The sequence below is a fragment of the Neptunomonas japonica JAMM 1380 genome (genome assembly GCF_016592555.1).
Classification (GTDB): domain Bacteria; phylum Pseudomonadota; class Gammaproteobacteria; order Pseudomonadales; family Balneatricaceae; genus Neptunomonas; species Neptunomonas japonica_A.
The window spans coordinates 2,346,493-2,365,567 of record NZ_AP014546.1; the positions used below are offsets into that span (position 1 = coordinate 2,346,493).

At 44.3% G+C, this 19,075-nt stretch carries 18 protein-coding genes; 6 read left to right on the forward strand and 12 right to left on the reverse strand.

Annotated elements, in window-relative coordinates; genetic code table 11:
- Positions 1-43: 43 nt before the first annotated feature.
- Complete coding sequence (locus NEJAP_RS11060; RefSeq protein ID WP_201347305.1) at positions 44-553, forward strand: DUF2062 domain-containing protein; 510 nt, start codon at positions 44-46, stop codon at positions 551-553.
- Positions 554-591: 38 nt separating this feature from the next.
- On the opposite strand, the gene lolD is transcribed toward NEJAP_RS11060, so the two are convergent.
- Positions 592-1,281: a lipoprotein-releasing ABC transporter ATP-binding protein LolD gene (gene lolD / locus NEJAP_RS11065; protein ID WP_201347306.1), complete on the reverse strand. Its 690-nt coding sequence runs from the start codon at positions 1,279-1,281 to the stop codon at positions 592-594.
- Positions 1,274-2,518: a lipoprotein-releasing ABC transporter permease subunit gene (locus tag NEJAP_RS11070; RefSeq protein ID WP_201347307.1), complete on the reverse strand. Its 1,245-nt coding sequence runs from the start codon at positions 2,516-2,518 to the stop codon at positions 1,274-1,276. The genes lolD and NEJAP_RS11070 overlap by 8 nt, the downstream gene beginning before the upstream one ends.
- Positions 2,519-2,614: 96 nt before the next feature.
- On the opposite strand from NEJAP_RS11070, the gene NEJAP_RS11075 reads away from it, so the two are divergent.
- Genes NEJAP_RS11075 through NEJAP_RS11085 form a run of 3 tightly spaced genes read left to right on the forward strand, consistent with a single transcriptional unit; the run spans position 2,615 to position 4,350 of the window.
- Positions 2,615-3,178, forward strand: a complete 564-nt coding sequence (locus NEJAP_RS11075) for a PilZ domain-containing protein (RefSeq protein ID WP_201347308.1) — start codon at positions 2,615-2,617, stop codon at positions 3,176-3,178.
- A 59-nt stretch (positions 3,179-3,237) separates the two neighbouring features.
- Positions 3,238-4,056 (forward strand): DNA replication terminus site-binding protein, encoded by an 819-nt coding sequence (locus NEJAP_RS11080; RefSeq protein WP_236590897.1) that lies wholly within the window; start codon positions 3,238-3,240, stop codon positions 4,054-4,056.
- A 6-nt stretch (positions 4,057-4,062) separates the two neighbouring features.
- Positions 4,063-4,350: a hypothetical protein gene (locus NEJAP_RS11085; protein WP_201350745.1), complete on the forward strand. Its 288-nt coding sequence runs from the start codon at positions 4,063-4,065 to the stop codon at positions 4,348-4,350.
- Between the two features lie 26 nt (positions 4,351-4,376).
- On the opposite strand, the gene sthA is transcribed toward NEJAP_RS11085, so the two are convergent.
- From sthA to NEJAP_RS11135, 10 genes are all read right to left on the reverse strand, one after another.
- Positions 4,377-5,777 carry a Si-specific NAD(P)(+) transhydrogenase gene (gene sthA / locus NEJAP_RS11090; protein ID WP_201347310.1) on the reverse strand — a complete coding sequence of 467 codons (1,401 nt, stop codon included), beginning with the start codon at positions 5,775-5,777 and terminating at the stop codon, positions 4,377-4,379.
- Positions 5,778-5,858: 81 nt separating this feature from the next.
- Positions 5,859-6,107 (reverse strand): (Na+)-NQR maturation NqrM, encoded by a 249-nt coding sequence (gene nqrM, locus NEJAP_RS11095; RefSeq protein ID WP_236590898.1) that lies wholly within the window; start codon positions 6,105-6,107, stop codon positions 5,859-5,861.
- A gap of 1 nt (position 6,108) precedes the next feature.
- Positions 6,109-7,029: an FAD:protein FMN transferase gene (locus NEJAP_RS11100; RefSeq protein WP_236590899.1), complete on the reverse strand. Its 921-nt coding sequence runs from the start codon at positions 7,027-7,029 to the stop codon at positions 6,109-6,111.
- 126 nt (positions 7,030-7,155) lie between these two features.
- The gene (gene nqrF, locus NEJAP_RS11105; protein WP_201347312.1) at positions 7,156-8,385 is read right to left on the reverse strand and encodes an NADH:ubiquinone reductase (Na(+)-transporting) subunit F; all 1,230 of its coding nucleotides are present in this window, start codon (positions 8,383-8,385) and stop codon (positions 7,156-7,158) included.
- 40 nt (positions 8,386-8,425) lie between these two features.
- On the reverse strand, positions 8,426-9,037 hold the full coding sequence (nqrE, locus tag NEJAP_RS11110) for an NADH:ubiquinone reductase (Na(+)-transporting) subunit E (protein ID WP_236591140.1): 612 nt from the start codon (positions 9,035-9,037) through the stop codon (positions 8,426-8,428).
- Complete coding sequence (locus NEJAP_RS11115) at positions 9,034-9,693, reverse strand: NADH:ubiquinone reductase (Na(+)-transporting) subunit D (RefSeq protein WP_201347313.1); 660 nt, start codon at positions 9,691-9,693, stop codon at positions 9,034-9,036. Before NEJAP_RS11115 ends, nqrE begins: the two co-directional genes overlap by 4 nt.
- Before the next feature lie 3 nt (positions 9,694-9,696).
- On the reverse strand, positions 9,697-10,476 hold the full coding sequence (locus tag NEJAP_RS11120; protein ID WP_201347314.1) for a Na(+)-translocating NADH-quinone reductase subunit C: 780 nt from the start codon (positions 10,474-10,476) through the stop codon (positions 9,697-9,699).
- On the reverse strand, positions 10,466-11,674 hold the full coding sequence (locus NEJAP_RS11125) for an NADH:ubiquinone reductase (Na(+)-transporting) subunit B (RefSeq protein WP_201347315.1): 1,209 nt from the start codon (positions 11,672-11,674) through the stop codon (positions 10,466-10,468). The genes NEJAP_RS11120 and NEJAP_RS11125 overlap by 11 nt, the downstream gene beginning before the upstream one ends.
- Positions 11,675-11,686: 12 nt before the next feature.
- Positions 11,687-13,030, reverse strand: coding sequence for a Na(+)-translocating NADH-quinone reductase subunit A (locus NEJAP_RS11130; protein ID WP_201347316.1), 1,344 nt, complete (start codon positions 13,028-13,030; stop codon positions 11,687-11,689).
- A 320-nt stretch (positions 13,031-13,350) separates the two neighbouring features.
- Positions 13,351-14,787, reverse strand: a complete 1,437-nt coding sequence (locus tag NEJAP_RS11135; RefSeq protein ID WP_201347317.1) for a glyceraldehyde-3-phosphate dehydrogenase — start codon at positions 14,785-14,787, stop codon at positions 13,351-13,353.
- 187 nt (positions 14,788-14,974) lie between these two features.
- Here NEJAP_RS11135 and mfd point away from each other — a divergent pair, with 187 nt between their 5' ends.
- Together mfd and NEJAP_RS11145 are read left to right on the forward strand one after the other, a co-directional pair.
- Entirely contained in the window at positions 14,975-18,430 is a 3,456-nt protein-coding gene (gene mfd / locus NEJAP_RS11140) for a transcription-repair coupling factor (RefSeq protein ID WP_201347318.1), read from the forward strand.
- A complete protein-coding gene (locus NEJAP_RS11145) occupies positions 18,427-18,996 on the forward strand; it encodes a CsiV family protein (RefSeq protein ID WP_201347319.1) in 570 nt (189 codons plus the stop codon). The genes mfd and NEJAP_RS11145 overlap by 4 nt, the downstream gene beginning before the upstream one ends.
- Positions 18,997-19,075 lie beyond the last annotated feature (79 nt).

Here is a 19,075-nt window from a genome sequence, read left to right on the forward strand (position 1 = left end):
TGTGCATAATACGTTTATCTTTTTCAGATGAAGTATACTTCCTATGCCTCGGAAGATTATCAAAAGATTCATGCCAAATGAGTCATCACTACGTAATCACAAACATCTCAGCTGGCTTGGCCGTCACTTACACGACCCTGCGCTTTGGCATTTAACACGTAAATCTGTTGCGAAAGCCTTTCTCGTGGGTGTTTTTTGTGCCTTTTTACCTGTACCGATGCAAATGATCATTGCCGCGGTACTTTCTCTCTTTGCACGTAGCAACATGCCTATATCAATTGGTTTGGTCTGGATTACCAACCCGTTAACCATCCCTCCCATATTTTATTTCAGTTATGTAGTAGGAACTTACCTACTTGGCACACCTATACTAGATATGGAGTTAGAGTTTTCTTATAAAGCCCTATCACATGACTTATCCGCTATCTGGTGGCCCCTCATAACAGGCTCTTTGTTCTGCGGAGCTATATTTAGTGTAATTGCTTATTTTAGCGTCTCATTTTTATGGATATGGCGTGTTCGCAAAACATGGTCTGGCAGACGAAAAAGTTAACCGCATGTAGCGGTTAATACAGGCAACACAACCGCTACTTACCTTGTTACTTCGTGCAAACCGCCATCGCGCAACTCCAATACTCGATCCATTCGGTGTGCTAACTCAGAATCATGTGTCACTATAATGAATGATGTCTTGAACTCTTGATTTAAGTTTTCCATCAATTTTTGCACATCATTTGCTGTATTATTATCTAAATTCCCCGTAGGCTCATCCATCAACACACAAGCTGGCCGAGTAACCAAGGCTCTTGCAATAGCCACTCGCTGACGCTCTCCACCACTTAGTTGTGCAGGTTTATGAGAAAGTCTAGCAGATAAACCAACCGCCTCTAACATCTCTTTAGCACGCGCCTGTGCTTCTTTAATAGCAACCTTCCCCAGCAGCAATGGCATCGCCACATTTTCAATAGCGTCAAATTCTGGCAAAAGATGGTGAAACTGATAAACAAAACCTAATTGGCGATTACGAATCCGCGCTCTTTTTTCTTCAGAGACATCATATAACGACTCACCACCAACACTCACTTCACCTTGGCTTGGCGCTTCTAATCCACCTAGCGTGTTCAGCAATGTACTCTTACCAGAGCCTGATGTTCCTATAATAGAGATCCGCTCCCCTTTAGTAACATTAAGAGAAACTTCGCTTAAAACCGTTAAAGGATTACCCGCTTCAGTGTATATTTTACCCACGCCACGGCACACCAACACTGACTCATTACTCATAGCGTAAAGCCTCCGCAGGCTGTGTTCTAGACGCTTTCCACGCAGGGTATAGCGTAGCAAAAAAGCTAATTAACAAGGCAGAACCACCTATCACACCTACATCATTCCAATCCAAACGTGAGGGTAGATAACTAATAAAATACACATCAGAAGATAAGAACTGCATTCCTAGAACTTGCTCGATCCAGGCAACCAAATCAGTCACAGTCGACGCCAAAAGCACACCTAGCGCCGCTCCAATCAAGGTACCAGCAAACCCGATAACAATACCCTGCACCATAAAAATACGCATAATCATGCCAGGCGTCGCTCCCAAGGTACGCAATATGGCAATATCCGATTTCTTATCTGTCACCACCATAACCAATGTTGATACGATATTAAAAGCTGCCACAAACACAATAAGAAATAATAGCAAACCAATCATTTTCTTTTCCATCTGTATAGCTTGGAACAGGTTACCGTGAGTACGCGTCCAGTCTGAAACAAGAAAGTACCCATCAAGTGTTGACGTTATTTCTCTGGCCGCCACTGGTGCTTTAAATAGGTCCTGAAAGGTCACTCGTACGCCTTCTACACCTTCACGAATACGCTTTAAACGGGCAGCATCATCTATATGTATATAAGCGAGTGAACTATCAAGCTCGGCTCCCACTGAAAAAATACCAACAACGGTGAAGCGCTTTAGCCTTGGAGTGACACCAGCAACACTAATGGATGCTTCAGGTAATACCAGCGTCACCTTATCGCCAATGCGTGCACCCAAATAACGCGCTAACAGGTCGCCCAGAACCACTCCAAACTCACCACTCTTAAGGTTACTCCATTCACCGTTAAGCATATGTTGTGAAACGATAGATACCTTGCTCTCAGCAATAGGGTCTACTCCTTGCACCATAACACCGCGCACTTGCCCTGAATATGTCAGCATACCTTGCGCATTGATAAAAGGCGCCGTAGCTATCACTCTTGAATCCTGCTCAACAACAGCAGCAAGTTGCTGCCAATCAGCAATGGGGTTTTCATAACCGGTGATAGTGGCATGTGGAACCATGCCTAGAATTCTATCTTTTAATTCACGATCAAAACCGTTCATTACAGACAAAACAAGAATTAATGCAGCCACTCCCAACATCAACCCAAGCATTGAAACCAAGGAGATAAAAGAGATGAAATGATTACTGCGCTTTGCTGCGGTATACCGCAAGCCTACATATATAGAAAAGGGTCTGAACATGGTCGCGGATTAAATCACAGTTGGGTTAGTAACTCTAACAATATTAAGAAAATCTCCGCTATACTCTAGCCACAAACACGTGAACAGGAGGTGACTGTGAGTCAGGAGCGAAGACAGTTTTATAGGGTCGAAAAAAATGTAGCACTAGAAGTGCAACACGTGACCCCCGAAGAAGCAAACCATTCTAATAAACCGGCTCAATTTGAAGTATCTCCATATTTTGAACTGCTCTCAGATGCTCAAGAAATTGATAAGCAACAAACAGACCTGCTCATTCAATTAAACGAGTCTCAACCCTTATTAGCTGAGCTCTTCTCACTACAAGCCAAAAAACTTGAATTAATTACTCGCACACTCGCGAACAGCGGCTTAAAAATCGAACGCCTTACTAAGCAATCCGTAAATTTAAGCGAAGGTGGTATGCAATTTGTCACCACAGACAATATATATCATGTGGGAGACTTCATCGAGATAAAGCTTATTTTCTCGAATCCACTATTAGGAGTTTTATTGTACGCAAAGGTTCAACGCGTTATCACAGATGAAGATAACTTCCATATAGCCATCTCCTTTCACCGCACTCCTGAAAACTGCCGCATGCTTATCGCTCAACGCGTTATTCAAACTCAAGCACTCCAACTTCCTGAGACCGATCAATAATTCACATGGCAATTACTCCTACGCTCCTCACGAATATAATTGATGCATTCGAGCAGCTGATGGAGTCTTTACTTATTTTTGACAAGCAACTCTCAACGTCACATCTACCCATATCACTTCCTTCACAGGAACGCGATGTGCTCACACAACAACAAGCATTGGACCAAGTCAGGTATTACTATAGCAACATCTGGCATAGCGATGACACTGACGGGCGCAGAACACAATCTTGCTACGGCTTAGTCGGTGCAAACACAGAAACTCTTGAATCCGCTGTTAAATTAAATACAGCAAAAGACAAGCTTCGCATATCTGTCGGCTTGCTTCAAAAATCTGAGCTAAAAACCGCATCAGAACAATTACATCGACGCTCTCAAGCACTAGCATTAGTCCTGAATAATCAAGGATTAGGCCGCATACACTTAAAGCAATGCTATCGACATATCCCATTATTAGACTCTACACCTCACAACGTAAGGTTTAGCTGGTACAACAGCGGACGAAGCATAAAAAAGCTCACCGCAGAATGTGCAATGCAAATGCTATTAAAACTAGACACATCTCAGCCACATATTGTCAGGCAAATAGAAAAGCTATCCCCCTTACACAAAAATATAAAGATGGCTCAGATCCAAACTCAAGTACCCGTAATTCGCGCTAACATTGCATGGAAAACAGGTGATAATAACTGGCGACGTCTTGCAAAAAACTGCCCGCTACCTATACTGATCCCTCTCTTAGATGAAGCACCGTTACCCGAACATAACGTGTTAACAAGCGTTGCGCCTATACTACGCAGCCGAGCTCAACGCTCAGATAGCCTTATCGACCCTGAACCTTTTTTGCCCAGCTTACGCATCCATCTTTACAGGAAATAATCCATTATGAGCAGTAACACGCTCCACCATTTAGCTACCGGCCTAGGGTTTGCTTTTTTAATAGGCAGCTACTTATTAGGCCGCCACTTAGGATTTATTGACTGGATAACACTGCAGATGCCAAAAGGCTATGAGGGGAGCGGGCTTATGTTAGCAATCGGCATTATGATGACACCCGCATTCTTTATTTGGAGCCGCTTCAATCGTTTTGTAGAGAAAAAACTAGGTATTAAAGGCAAGTACTACGAAGACAGTTACTATAACAACGATGTTCAAAAAAAAGACCGGGACTAGCCCGGCCTTTTCAATTAAGAAGCTTCTTACAAATTAGCAATACGATTTAATCCTGCGATGGCAGCCACACGGTAAGCTTCAGCCATTGTAGGGTAGTTAAACGTAGTATTAACAAAATACTCAATCGTATTAGCTTCACCTTCTTGACGCATAATAGCCTGCCCGATATGCACAATCTCAGACGCCTGATCTCCAAAACAATGGATACCAAGAATAGCCAATGTTTCACGGTGAAATAGAATTTTCAGCATGCCAACAGGCTGGCTAGAAATCTGCGCGCGCGCAGTATCTTTAAAGAAAGCTTGCCCAACCTCATAAGGAACCCGCTCAGCCGTTAGCTCCTCTTCAGTTTTACCTAAAGAGCTGATCTCAGGAATTGTATAGATCCCTGTCGGCACTTCATCTATGTAACGAAAGCTATCAGCCCCAACCAGATCGGCAGCAGCAGATCGCCCCTGATCCAGAGCAGCAGAAGCCAAACTTGGCCACCCTATAACATCACCAACGGCGTATATATTTTCTACGTCAGTTTTATAATGCTGATCTATAGTCAATTGCCCACGACTATTCGCCTTAAGCCCACTCGCCTCAAGGTTCATATTATCCGTATTTCCTGTTCGGCCATTACACCAAAGGAAAGCATCTGCACGAATACGCTTGCCTGATTTCAGATTCAGAATAACGCCGTGCTCATCACCTACTACACTCTCATACTCTTCGTTATGACGAATCTTAACGGCAGTATTACGCAGGTGATAGCTCAGTGCATCAGAGATTTCGCCATCAAGAAATGACAACAGTCGATCCTGAGTATCGATTAGATCAACTTTCACACCGAGACCGCTGAAGATAGAGCAATACTCGCTACCGATTACACCAGCGCCATAAATGATCAATGTACGCGGCGTATGACTTAGCTTAAGAATAGTATCTGAGTTATAAATACGTGGGTGTGTAAAATCAATATCTGGCGGGCAGTACGGACGCGATCCTGAAGCAATAACGACGCTCTTGGTACGCAGCGTCTCATCACCTTTCGCCGTTTCTTTTACTATGATGGTGTTGTTGTTCTCAAACTCTGCTCTGCCGAAAAATACATCAACGCGATTACGCGCATAAAAATTGGTACGCAACATAACCTGGTTAGACATTACTTTTTCAGCACGTTTGAGCACTTTTGAAAAAGAGAACCAGCGCGGCTCCCCAATATCTCTAAACATTGGGTTAGTATTAAATTCAATGATCTGCTTAACCGCGTGACGTAATGCTTTAGATGGAATAGTCCCTTTATGTGTACAGTTACCACCAACAGAATCTTGCTCTTCAACAATCGCAACACGGCGCCCGTGCTTAGCAGCATTCATTGCTGCTCCTTCTCCTGCCGGACCTGAACCAATCACGACAACGTCATAGTCATAAACAGCCATCAATATCCCCTTAGTTTATCTTTATTGTCAGTTACTTAGGACTACATAGTACAGAATAAGCCACAACTAGGCAGACAACAATCAGCTTTTAGACTTAACCTCATAAGCTAGATCTGTTGATTTGGCCAATTCTGCGATACGGCGATTTTTTTCGTCTTCATCTTCACAAATAGATTTATCACCCGCACAAATATCACACGCAGTATCCATGCCTAGATTTGCCATACCACCGCATGAACCCGCGATTGGCTTACCTCCCAGAATAACACCTACCGACATCGCCAAAATGATTAACATCAAACCTGCTAAAACAAAGATAAAAATATCCACATCAACCTCTCTTCACCAAGCGCTTATCAAAGCCCGGTGTCATTTTTTCGATAAAATCTTGATTAGATTTTACAATAAAGAAAGCATCTATATTATGCTTAACTGCAAATTCATACGCCCGCTCCTCCCCCATCACCATAAACGCCGTTGCCATTGCATCCGCTTCAGCGCAAGTAGGCATCAACACAGTCACCGAAGCCAACTTATGTATTATTGGCCGGCCTGTTTTTGGGTTGATCGTATGAGAGTAGCGAACACCCGCTTCTTCAAAGTAATTTCTATAATCACCCGAAGTAGCAATTCCTGTATCACTGATACTGAGTATTTTTTGTACTTTTCGTGCACCATTAACAGGACTTTCAATTGCAATTTTCCAGTCCTGATCATTTGGCTTATGACCTTTAGCCCTTAACTCACCGCCGATCTCAACAAGGTAGTCATGGATATCATGCTTTTCCATAACCCTAGCCAAGACATCAACACCGTAGCCTTTCGCTATCGCTGAAAGATCTACATATAAAGCAGTTTTCTTAAGCGCTTTTTGAGCATCACTGTTAATTACTAATTTCTCAAAGCCAGTCTGCTGCTGCAAGCGCACAACATCACTATCTGCCGGCGCCTTAATAACACGCCCATCGGGCCCGAAACCCCATAGATTGACGAGAGGCCCTACTGTAACATCAAAAGCACCTGCGGTTTTCTTACTAATACTTTGCGCTAGACTCAATACAAAAAATAATGCATCACTAAGCTCTACCTCATTCTCAACCGGCAGCTGATTAAGAAGAGATAACTCTGAGTCTGCTATGTATGTCGACATCGCTTGGTTAACGTCAGCTAACGCGCCTGCCACGTCCTCGTGGATACTCGCCACACGAGCATCGTCATCACCTACCCACTTTACGGTAAATGTAGTTCCCATCGTCACCCCTGAAAAGGAAACGATCTCTGAATTCTGTTTATTCTCGCTACACCCAACTAAAAACAAAAAGGCCAGCAGCAATGCTGCCGGCCATTTAGGGGCACGATGTAGTGCATCTATCAAGGCCTAACCACCAAAGTCATCAAGCAAGATATTTTCATTCTCTACACCTAAATCCAACAGCATTTGAACAACTGCGGCATTCATCATAGGCGGACCACACATGTAGAACTCACAATCTTCAGGCGCTTCATGATCCTTAAGATAGTTTTCATACAACACGTTATGGATGAAGCCTGTTAGACCATCCCAGTTATCTTCTTCCTGAGGATCTGACAACGCTAAGTGCCACTCGAAGTTATCGTTATCAGCCTGAAGCTGATCGTATTCTTCATTATAGAAACACTCACGCAGTGAACGCGCACCGTACCAGAACGACATCTTACGTGTAGACTTCAATCGCTTCAGCTGATCGAAAATGTGCGAACGCATCGGCGCCATACCCGCACCACCACCGATGAAGACCATTTCATTGTCAGTATCTTTTGCAAAGAACTCACCAAACGGTCCGTACACAGTGATTTTATCACCCGGCTTAAGACTGAAAACATAAGAAGACATCAAACCTGGAGGCAGGTCATCTTTACCTGGAGGCGGAGAAGCGATACGAATATTGAATTTAACAATACCCACTTCCTCAGGATAGTTTGCCATAGAGTATGCTCGGATAACGGGCTCCGTTACCTTAGATACATACTTCCACTGGTTAAACTTATCCCAATCACCACGGTACTCTTCTTCAATGTCGAAGTCTTTATAATGAACTTCATGAGCAGGTGCTTCCAACTGCACATAACCACCAGCGCGAAAATCTACATTTTCACCTTCAGGCAGGCGCAGTGTTAGCTCTTTGATGAAAGTAGCAACGTTCGGGTTTGACTCAACCGTACATTCCCACTTTTTAACACCAAAGATCTCTTCTTCCAGCTCAATATTCATGTCTTGCTTTACAGCAACTTGACATGACAAGCGCCAGCCGTCTTTTGCTTCACGCATTGTAAAGTGCGACTCTTCAGTTGGCAGCATAGAACCACCACCATCAAGAACCTGACATTTACACTGCGCACAAGTCCCACCACCACCACAAGCCGATGGCACAAAAATCCCAACGTTTGCAAGTGTCTGCAAAAGCTTGCCACCCGCAGGCACTGTGATCGCTTTTTCTGGATCATCATTGATGCTAATAGTCACATCACCAGAACTTACCAATTTTGAACGGGCTGCCAGAATTACCGCTACAAGTGCAAGCACTACAACGGTAAACATGACAACACCGAGAACGATTTCAGCATTCATAGGCTTAATCCATCCTTCTGTTGTTCACGTCTGAGCAGAATCACAGCTGCACACCAGAGAAAGACATGAAACCTAGAGACATCAAACCAACAGTAACGAAGGTAATGCCTAGACCACGTAGTCCCTCTGGAACATCGCTATACTTCAATTTTTCACGAATACCCGCTAACGCTGCAATTGCCAACGCCCAACCAACACCCGCACCAACACCGTAAACAACACTTTCACCAAAGTTATAGTCACGCTCTACCATGAAGAGAGCAGCACCCATAATGGCACAGTTTACTGTGATCAATGGAAGGAACACTCCTAATGCGTTATATAGTACTGGAAAGAACTTATCCAATACCATTTCGAGGATCTGAACGATCGCAGCGATAACGCCAATATAAGAGATGTAACCCAAAAAGCTCAGATCTACTTCAGGATAACCCGCCCATGACAATGCGCCTTCACGCAGTAAGCCGTTATAAAGCAAGTTATTGATAGGTGTAGTAATTGCAAGCACTACAATTACCGCAATACCTAAACCAATAGCAGTTTGCACTTTCTTTGAAATAGCCAAGAAAGTACACATTCCGAGAAAGAAGGACAGCGCCATGTTCTCAACGAAGATAGCCCGAATAGCCAAGCTGATATATTGCTCCATTATACAGCCCCCTTCTTAGAGTTTGGTGCCATGATGAACTCAGGAGCCTCTACCTGCTTTTTATCATAGGCACGTATAATCCAAATGAATCCACCGATGATAAAGAAAGCACTTGGCGGCAACAGCATCATACCATTGGCCTGATACCAACCACCGTTAGTGACTAATGGAAGAATTTCAATTCCAAACAGGCTGCCTGATCCGAACAATTCACGGAAAAAAGCAACAAACATCAATACAGCACCATAACCTAGTCCGTTACCGATACCGTCCATGAAAGAGATCCCAGGAGGATTTTTCATAGCAAAAGCTTCAGCACGACCCATTACGATACAGTTTGTGATAATCAAACCCACGAAAACGGATAACTGTTTAGAAACATCATAAGCAACGGCTTTCAAAATCTGATCAACAACAATTACCAACGATGCGATAATAACCATCTGACAGATAATACGAATACTGCTGGGCATATGATTACGAATCATAGACACAAACATATTTGAAAATGCTGTTACTGAAATTACTGCCAACGTCATTACAAGCGCAGTGTTCATGTTCGTTGTTACCGCCAGAGCGGAACACACACCAAGAATCTGTAATGCTATTGGGTTATTTTTGACGATAGGGCCCGTCAAAATATCTCTAGTTTCAGACATGATTTACACCCCCCCAGCTTTCAGGTTAGTAAGAAACGGCGCATAACCGTTTTCACCCATCCAGAACTTAACCATCTGAGACACACCATTACTAGTCAGTGTCGCACCGGAAAGGCCATCGATCTGATGAGCAGCATTTGCAGCATCAGGATTCACCTTACCTTTAACCAAGCCTAACAATGGTTCCATAGCGCCATCAGCATAGACTTTCTTACCTGGCCACTGCGACTTCCAAAGAGGGTTGTCTACTTCACCACCCAATCCAGGGGTTTCAGCATGAGAGTAAAAACCTAAACCAACGACTGTATTTAAGTCACCTTCTAATGCAAGGAACCCATAAAGCGTTGACCAAAGACCGTAGCCATGAACTGGCAAAATGACCTTTTCAAGTTTACCTTCAGCTTCAACTAAGTATACAGTCTGAAATTTCGCCTGGCGCTTGATTGATGCGATATCATCCTTACGATCCAACTTACTTGATAGAGCGGGATCTTTAGAGGCTTTACGCGCATCAAATGTTGCAGCGTCAACCGCATCAGTATACTTGCCTGTTTCCAAATCAATGACTTTAGTAGTGATCTGTGAAAACAACTCATCAACAGACTTAGACGAATCCATTAGACCAGCAGCAGCCAGAATATTGGTTTTTCTGTCGAGTTCTTTGTTAGCAATTTGCTGAGGCTTCAGAAGTACTGCAGCTGCAGATACGATTACTGAACAAACCACACAAAGTAATACGGTGACGGTAATCGTTTTACTGATAGTATCGTTATTAGCCGACATTGCGTGCCATCCTCCGTTTAATGTTCGCCTGAATGACAAAGTTGTCAATCAATGGTGCGAACAAGTTACCGAACAGAATCGCTAGCATCATACCTTCAGGGAATGCGGGGTTAACTACACGAATTAACACCACCATGATGCCGATCAGTGCACCGAAGTATAGCTTACCGGTATTCGTCATTGACGCAGAAACCGGATCGGTCGCCATAAAGAACATACCGAATGCGAACCCACCTAACACAAAATGCCAGTAGAACGGCAAAGCGAACATCGGGTTAGTATCAGAACCAATAATATTTAGCAGTACCGTCATTCCGACCATACCCGCAAATACACCAGCAACAATACGCCAAGCAGCCACTTTAGCTATCAGCAATACCGCACCACCAATCATAATGGCGATAGTTGATGTTTCACCTACAGAACCTTGAATTTGGCCCAAGAAAGCATCCATCCATGTCAGGTTTTGCGCAAGAATGGCATCAACACCACCCGCTGCTGCTAAACCTAGAGGTGTTGCTCCAGAGAAACCATCAACAGCAGTCCAGATAGCATCACCAGACATCTGCGCAGGATATGCGAAGAATAGGAATGCACGCCCAGTAAGTGCAGGGTTCAGGAAGTTTTTACCTGTTCCACCGAACACTTCTTTACCGATAACCACACCAAAGCTGATCCCTAGCGCTACTTGCCACAACGGAACAGTTGGAGGAAGAATCAATGCAAACAAGATTGAGGTTACGAAAAAACCTTCGTTAACTTCATGCCCACGCTTCATTGCAAACAAAACTTCCCAGAAGCCGCCTACAAGAAAGACTGTTATATAAATAGGTAACCAATAAACAGCACCATGGATAATGTTATCCCATATACTGCTTGCATCGAACCCAGTCAAAGCACCAGCAATAGCACCACGCCAGCCTTCAGCTTCAGTCAGGCCCATGCCCGCCATAGCTGTATTCGCTTGGTATCCAACGTTATACAAACCAGCAAAAATTGCTGGAAAAGTACACATCCAGACCAAAATCATCATACGTTTAAGGTCGATACCATCCCGCACATGCGACGCTGTTTTGGTCACAGATGCCGGTGTATAAAAAATGGTATCTGCTGCTTCAAACAACGCATACCAATTTTCGTACTTGCCGCCTTTATGGAAATGCGGCTCCATTTTATCAAGTATATTTCTGATACTCATACGCTGCCTCTCTTAGGCTTCTTTCTCTATGCGCGTCAGATTATCGCGAAGGATTGGTCCGTATTCGTACTTACCAGGGCAAGCAAAAGTACAAAGAGCCAGATCTTCTTCGTCGAGTTCCAAGCAACCTAACTGCATTGCAGTTACGATATCCCCGGTGACTAGCGCACGTAGCAATTGAGTTGGCAAGATATCCAGCGGCATCAGTTGTTCAAACTGTCCCACAGGAACCATTGCTCGCTCAGAACCATTTGTGGTGGTTGTGAAATCGAACTTTTTGCCAGACGAGAGGAACGATGTAAAGACGTTCAGAACAGAGAATTTATTGGAACCAGGCAAAACCCATCCAAAGAATTCACGCTTGTTACCTTCGGTCAATACAGTTACCTGGTTTGCGTATCGCCCCAGATATGCCAACGGCCCTTTAGCTGTCGCACCATTCCAAACTGAACCATTAATCAAACGGTTTTCGCCAGTAGGCAATAAACCAACTGTTAACTCGTCTAGCTTAGCGCCCACACGGGTTTTAAGAACAGACGACTTATTAACATGCGGCCCAGCAACTGAAACAAAACGCTCAACAAATAGTCGACCATCAGTAAAGAGCTTACCCATAGCAACAACGTCTTGATAACCAATAGTCCATACAGTTTTTGTACGAGACACAGGGTCAAGATGATGAATATGAGTACCAGCATTACCTGCAGGATGAGGACCGTCGAATTCTTCAACAGTAACACCATCAACACTCGGCACTTTGGTACCTGGTGCTTTACACAGATAAACCGCTTTCTCAGATAGCTTAGTTAGCAGCTTCAATCCATTGGCAAAATCTTCAGCATATTCATTAATGAATAGCGCAGGATCAGCTGCCAAAGGGTTGGTATCAATTGCAGTTACGAAAATAGAAGCAGGGACAGTTGAGATAGCAGGCACACGGCTAAAAGGACGTGTACGTAGGGCCGTCCACAAACCAGAGGCTTGTAGGTTCTCAACAACCTGATCACGTGTTACATCTGCTAATTTAGCAGCATCGTAACGTGCGAATTCTATTGATTCTTCTTCAGCGTCCAGTTCAATAACAACCGATTGAAGAACCCGACGCTCTCCACGATTGATCTCAGTTACTACACCAGCGCCTGGAGCAGTGACCTGAACACCTTCAGTTTTTTTATCGGAAAAGACCACTTGACCGAGTTTAACTCGATCACCCACCTTGACGGCCATTGTTGGTTTACAACCAATATAGTCTGGCCCAATCACGGCGACCGACCGAATTTCCGAGACAGCACTTTTTACAGCCTGTTCAGGAGAACCCGTTATCGGTAGATCTAGACCTTTATTGATCTTGATCATACACCTCACCCAATCACGATTAAATTTTTCGAGATCTAGTTTCCTTCATGTCAGATACAGCGAATCAGCTTAGCTTCCACTAAATGCCCCACTTCTGATCTTCTTATTTAAGAAAACGAATAACCCCACCTAAAAACTTTCCAAGTATACCTGAGCGTCACACTCTATATCTACAAAGAGCCCCGGTTAAACCGCTGCTACCTTGGGCTTAGTTAGGCAAATCACCTAGACGCATTTAATATAAGCTTATTCTTTTCTGGAATATAAATTAAAAGACCAAAAAAAACCGCACAATGCGGTTTTTTCCTGACAAATATCAACTATTTATTAGCTTTAGGGAAAGCAGGCAAAGTGACATTAGCCATCTTCTGAGCCATACGAATCACCTGGCAGCTATAACCAAACTCATTGTCATACCATACATAAAGCACACAACGATTACCTGTTGCGATAGTCGCCAAAGCATCAACAATACCCGCCGCACGCGATCCAACAAAATCACTTGATACAGCTTCCGGAGAGTTGCTGTAGGCTATTTGTTTCTGCAATGGAGAGTGCAATGACGCTTCACGAAGATAATCATTCAAACCTTCGCGATCAACTTCTTTTGACAAGTTCAGATTCAAAATTGCCATTGAAACGTTAGGTGTTGGCACACGAATAGCATTACCCGTTAGCTTACCTTCCATAACAGGCAAGGCTTTAGAAACTGCTTTAGCCGCCCCCGTTTCTGTAATAACCATATTCAGGCCTGCCGCACGGCCGCGACGATCGCCTTTATGGTAATTATCAATTAGGTTCTGATCATTTGTGTAAGAATGCACAGTTTCAACATGACCATTCTCAATACCATAAACATCATTCACTGCTTTCAAAACAGGCGTAATGGCATTGGTAGTACAAGAAGCGGCAGACAAAACCAAATCTTCATCTTCGATATCATGATGGTTAACACCCATCACAATGTTTTTAACGCCTTTACCAGGAGCCGTCAGCAATACACGCGCAACACCTTTTGATTTAAGGTGCAAAGAAAGACCTTCTTTGTCACGCCACATACCCGTGTTATCAATAACAATAGCATTATTAATACCATACTCTGTGTAATCGATCTGGTCTGGAGCGTTAGCAAAAATAACTTTAATCTCATTACCATTGGCAATCAGTGTGTTATTTTCATTATCAATTTGGATGGTTCCTTTAAACGAACCATGCACTGAGTCACGACGTAGCAAACTAGCACGCTTCTCAAGATCATTATCAGCCTTACCTTTACGCACAACAATCGCACGCAAACGTAAAGATTGACCACCGCCAGTACGCTCGATTAGCAAACGCGCCAACAAACGACCGATACGACCAAAACCATAAAGTACAACATCAGTACCTTGACGATCTTCAACACCAATAACTGAGGACAACTGCTCCTCAAGAAACTCTTTCATGGTGCGGCCATTTCCACTTTCACGGAACTGTGCTGCCATTTTACCGACATCAACATGAGCACCACTCACATCTAAAGACTCAAGTGCTTCCAGCACAGGGTATGTTTCTAGTACTGTCAGCTCTTGAGCTTCCATCTGACGCACGTAACGATGCGCTTTAAGCACATCAATGACAGAACGCTTAACAATCAGACGACCATAAACAGAAGTTTCAATATTACGATCACGGTACAAACGACCGATCAAAGGAATCATGGCTTCCGCTGTCGCTTCGCGTTCTTTCCATTCAGCGAATACTTGATCTTGGCTCACAGGCTTCTCCAACTTTACATCAACACACGTTAAAAATTTGCGGAACATTATCCCCTTTTATAGGGCTGCGGGCAAACACTCTCATCCTAGTACTTTAGCCGGATGATTTTTCAAGCACTTATATCTCTTCTTTGAGCCAATCTGTAATATAGGGCGCTTCTCAATATTCTGAAACAGGAGAGGTTTCGTGACAAATTTGATATTTCCGATACCGACAAAACCAGGTGATATCAAATGGGTGGGCCAAGCACACCAAAGTGCCGCCGGGTTATTAATAGCTCAAGCAGCTCTTAAGCATCAACAACTAACCTTAGTCATCACGCGAAACAGTGATACAGCGAGCCTACTGGAAAATGAAATCCATTTTTACTCGGCAGCTCAAAACTTAGAGATTCTTCCTTTTCCTGATTGGGAAACCCTGCCCTACGATACGTTTTCACCCCATCAGGACATTACTTCAACACGCGTCAGTACATTAAAGCAGCTGTCGCAACTCAAACATGGTGTTGTTATCGTGCCTATCAGCACGCTTATGCACCGGATTGCGCCCTCCAGCTTTTTACAGGCACACTCATTATTATTGCAAACAGGCCAGCCTCTTAATATTGACAAATTAAGACAACAACTTAGCAATGCAGGCTATCGCGCCGTTGATACCGTGAATGAACATGGAGAATACGCCGTCAGAGGCTCCATCATTGACCTTTTTCCTATGGGCGCAGAAACACCTTTTAGGATTGATCTTTTTGATGATGAAATTGACACTCTGCGCACATTTGATCCTGAATCACAGCGATCTATCGACAAAATTGAGCAGATTCGCTTATTACCAGCACGCGAAGTACCACTAACAGAAGAAGCCATTTCTCGCTTTAAACAGAACTGGCGCAACACCTTTGATGTTGACCAACGTCGCTGCCCAACCTACCAAGATGTCAGTAACGGTTTCGCACCAGCTGGAATTGAGTACTACTTACCATTTTTCTTTGACGAGACCGCTACACTCTTTGACTACCTACCCAAAGAGACTCTGATAGTATCCGATGGGTCACTTGACAGGCCTTGCCAGCAATTCTGGAACGATGTTAATGGCCGCTATGAAGAGCGCCGCCATGATATCGAACGCCCTATCTTGCCACCTAGCGCAATATTCACCCCTAAAGACGAGTTCTTCGGCGCCCTCAAGCAATTTAGACGCATTCAATTTAGCGCAGATCCTGTAGCAGATGACACCGCCGGCAGATTCAATTTTCCTTACCAAGAAACACCCGAGCTAACAATAAATGCTCAGTCATCCTCCCCTCTCTCACTACTAACGAGTTTTTTAGAGGAGCGCCCCAGCCACAAGATCTTATTTTGCGCTGAGTCTGCTGGCCGACGCGAAGCGCTTCAAGAGCTACTCAATAAAGCCCACATTAAGCCCATTATTGTCGATAACTGGCAATCGTTTATTGATAGCGATATCCGTTGCGCATTAACAGTATACCCAATCAATCGCGGACTCAGCGCTGATAACGACATTCATGTTATTTCAGAATCACAACTCTTTGGCAGACAAGTATTCCAACGCAGAAGACGCGCCAAAGACAAAGGCCAAACAGACCTCGTCGTTCGCAACCTCGCAGAGCTCGCGCCTAACGCACCTGTCGTACATATAGACCACGGAATTGGGCGCTACCTCGGCCTTGAAACCATTGACCTTGACGGACAGACCAATGAATTTGTAGCGTTGTCTTATGCCAATAACGCCAAACTGTATGTACCGGTAGCCTCGTTACACTTAATTAGCCGATACAGTGGCAGCAGCGACGAACTTGCCCCACTGCACCGCCTTGGTACAGAGCAATGGAGCAAAGCCCGCCAAAAAGCGGCAGAAAAAGTGCGCGACACGGCAGCCGAACTATTAGATATTTACGCAAGGCGTGCAGCTCGCAAAGGTTTTGCCTTTAGTGACCCGGATGAAGACTATCAATTGTTTGTTTCTGGCTTTCCATTTGAAGAAACACCCGACCAAGAAATAGCTATCCAATCCGTTATTCGCGACATGATATCTCCTCAGCCAATGGATCGACTAGTATGCGGCGACGTAGGCTTTGGTAAAACAGAAGTTGCCATGCGGGCCGCTTTTATCGCCGCAAACTCAGGAAGACAAATAGCCATTCTTGTTCCTACCACCTTACTAGCCCAGCAACACTTTGAGAACTTTAGAGACCGTTTTGCAGACTGGCCAGTAACTGTCGAGCTTATTTCGCGCTTTAGAAGCAGTAAGCAACAAACTGAAGCGATAGAAAAGCTTAAAACAGGCCAAATAGACATCATCATAGGCACACATAAGCTATTACAAGGCGATATCACATTTAAGAACTTAGGCTTGGTCATCATTGATGAGGAGCACCGCTTTGGCGTACAGCAAAAAGAGCGCCTCAAATCACTACGCTCTGAAATCGACATCCTCACCATGACAGCAACACCCATTCCTCGCACGCTCAACATGGCCATGTCTGGCATGCGAGATCTGTCCATTATTGCTACGCCACCAGCACGAAGACTGGCTGTCAAAACTTTTGTCCGTGAATCAGACGGCCCGCTTATTAAAGAAGCCGTTTTACGTGAGCTCTTACGCGGAGGACAAGTTTACTACCTTCACAACGAAGTCAAAACCATTGAAAAAACCGCACAAGAACTAGCAGAACTAGTCCCAGAAGCCCGCATAGGCATTGGCCACGGCCAGATGCGTGAACGAGAATTAGAACAAGTCATGACCGACTTCTATCATAAGCGTCATAACATCCTACTATGCACCACCATTATTGAAACAGGGATCGACATCCCTAATGCCAACACTATTATTATTGACCGTGCCGATAAGTTTGGCCTAGCTCAACTACACCAGCTACGAGGCCGCGTCGGCCGCTCGCATCATCAGGCTTACGCCTATATGCTGACGCCCCCCGCTAAAAACGTTAGCAAAGATGCTACCAAGCGACTTGAAGCCATTGCTTTAGCTGACGACTTGGGCGCAGGCTTTACCCTCGCCACTCATGACCTTGAAATACGCGGTGCTGGCGAACTGCTCGGCGACGATCAAAGCGGTCAAATCCAAGGCATTGGCTTTACTCTCTATATGGAAATGCTTGAAGAGGCCATCCAATCCATTAAGGACGGCAAAACACCTAACATGGACAGACCTCTTCATCACGGCGCGGAAATCAACTTACATATTCCTGCACTGATAAAAGATGACTATCTACCCGATGTACATAGCCGCTTAATCATGTATAAACGTATTTCCAGCGCAAAAGACGATACCGAACTGAAGGAACTTCAGATTGAAATGATTGACCGTTTTGGCTTATTACCTGAAACGACTAAGAGCCTGTTCAGGCTAACATCGCTAAAATTACAGGCAGAACAACTCGGCATCATAAAATTGGATGCAGGCAGCCAAAGTGGTCGCCTTGAATTCGACCAAGCAACTAAGGTAGATCCTTTTACGCTTGTGACATTGGTGCAAAAACAACAAAATAAATACAAACTTGAAGGCGCTAGTCATCTCCGCTTTTCTTTAGAAATGGAAGAGACCGAGCAACGCTTCAACGCTGTTGAAAATCTGCTAAAAGAACTGGGTAAGGTACATCCATGAAAAAACTGATCTCTTTATGTTTCGTTTTGCTATCGCTGACTTTACAGAGCAATGCTCAAGCAGCAACAGTTTACGGAATAGAAGTCCTTATCTTTAGCCGTGACAATGCCTCTGCATACAGCGAATACTGGCCAACTCCCGACAAACCACCTGCATCAGGTATCAGCCTTTCTAGCGGCGGATACAACGAGCGCTCAGCTCGTAGCTTCATGCTAAAAAGTACCGACAAAAGAATTCGCAACACCAGCGGCCTACGCGTCATTTACCATAAAGCGTGGACTCAGTCCGTAAGAAAAGGAAGAAGCTCTAAGCCCGTTGCTATTCGTGCAGGAAGCATAATGGATGATGGGTATCACGAGCTTGAAGGCGCAATAACTGTTGATCGTGGTCATTACCTTCATTTCAAACCAGATTTACAGCTGCGTCGCACCGTAACACTTGAAGACGGATTTCAGAAAACGATTGCTGCCGTGCTAGATGAGCCGCGCCGCATGAAATCCAAAGAAGCGCACTATATCGATCATCCGCTATTTGGCATTCTTGTTTACGCAACACCGCTAAACTAAATAGATAGATAGATAGATAGATAGATAGATAGACACATCTGAAACCTAAAATCAGGAAAGCTCACCGCACATCTTTACG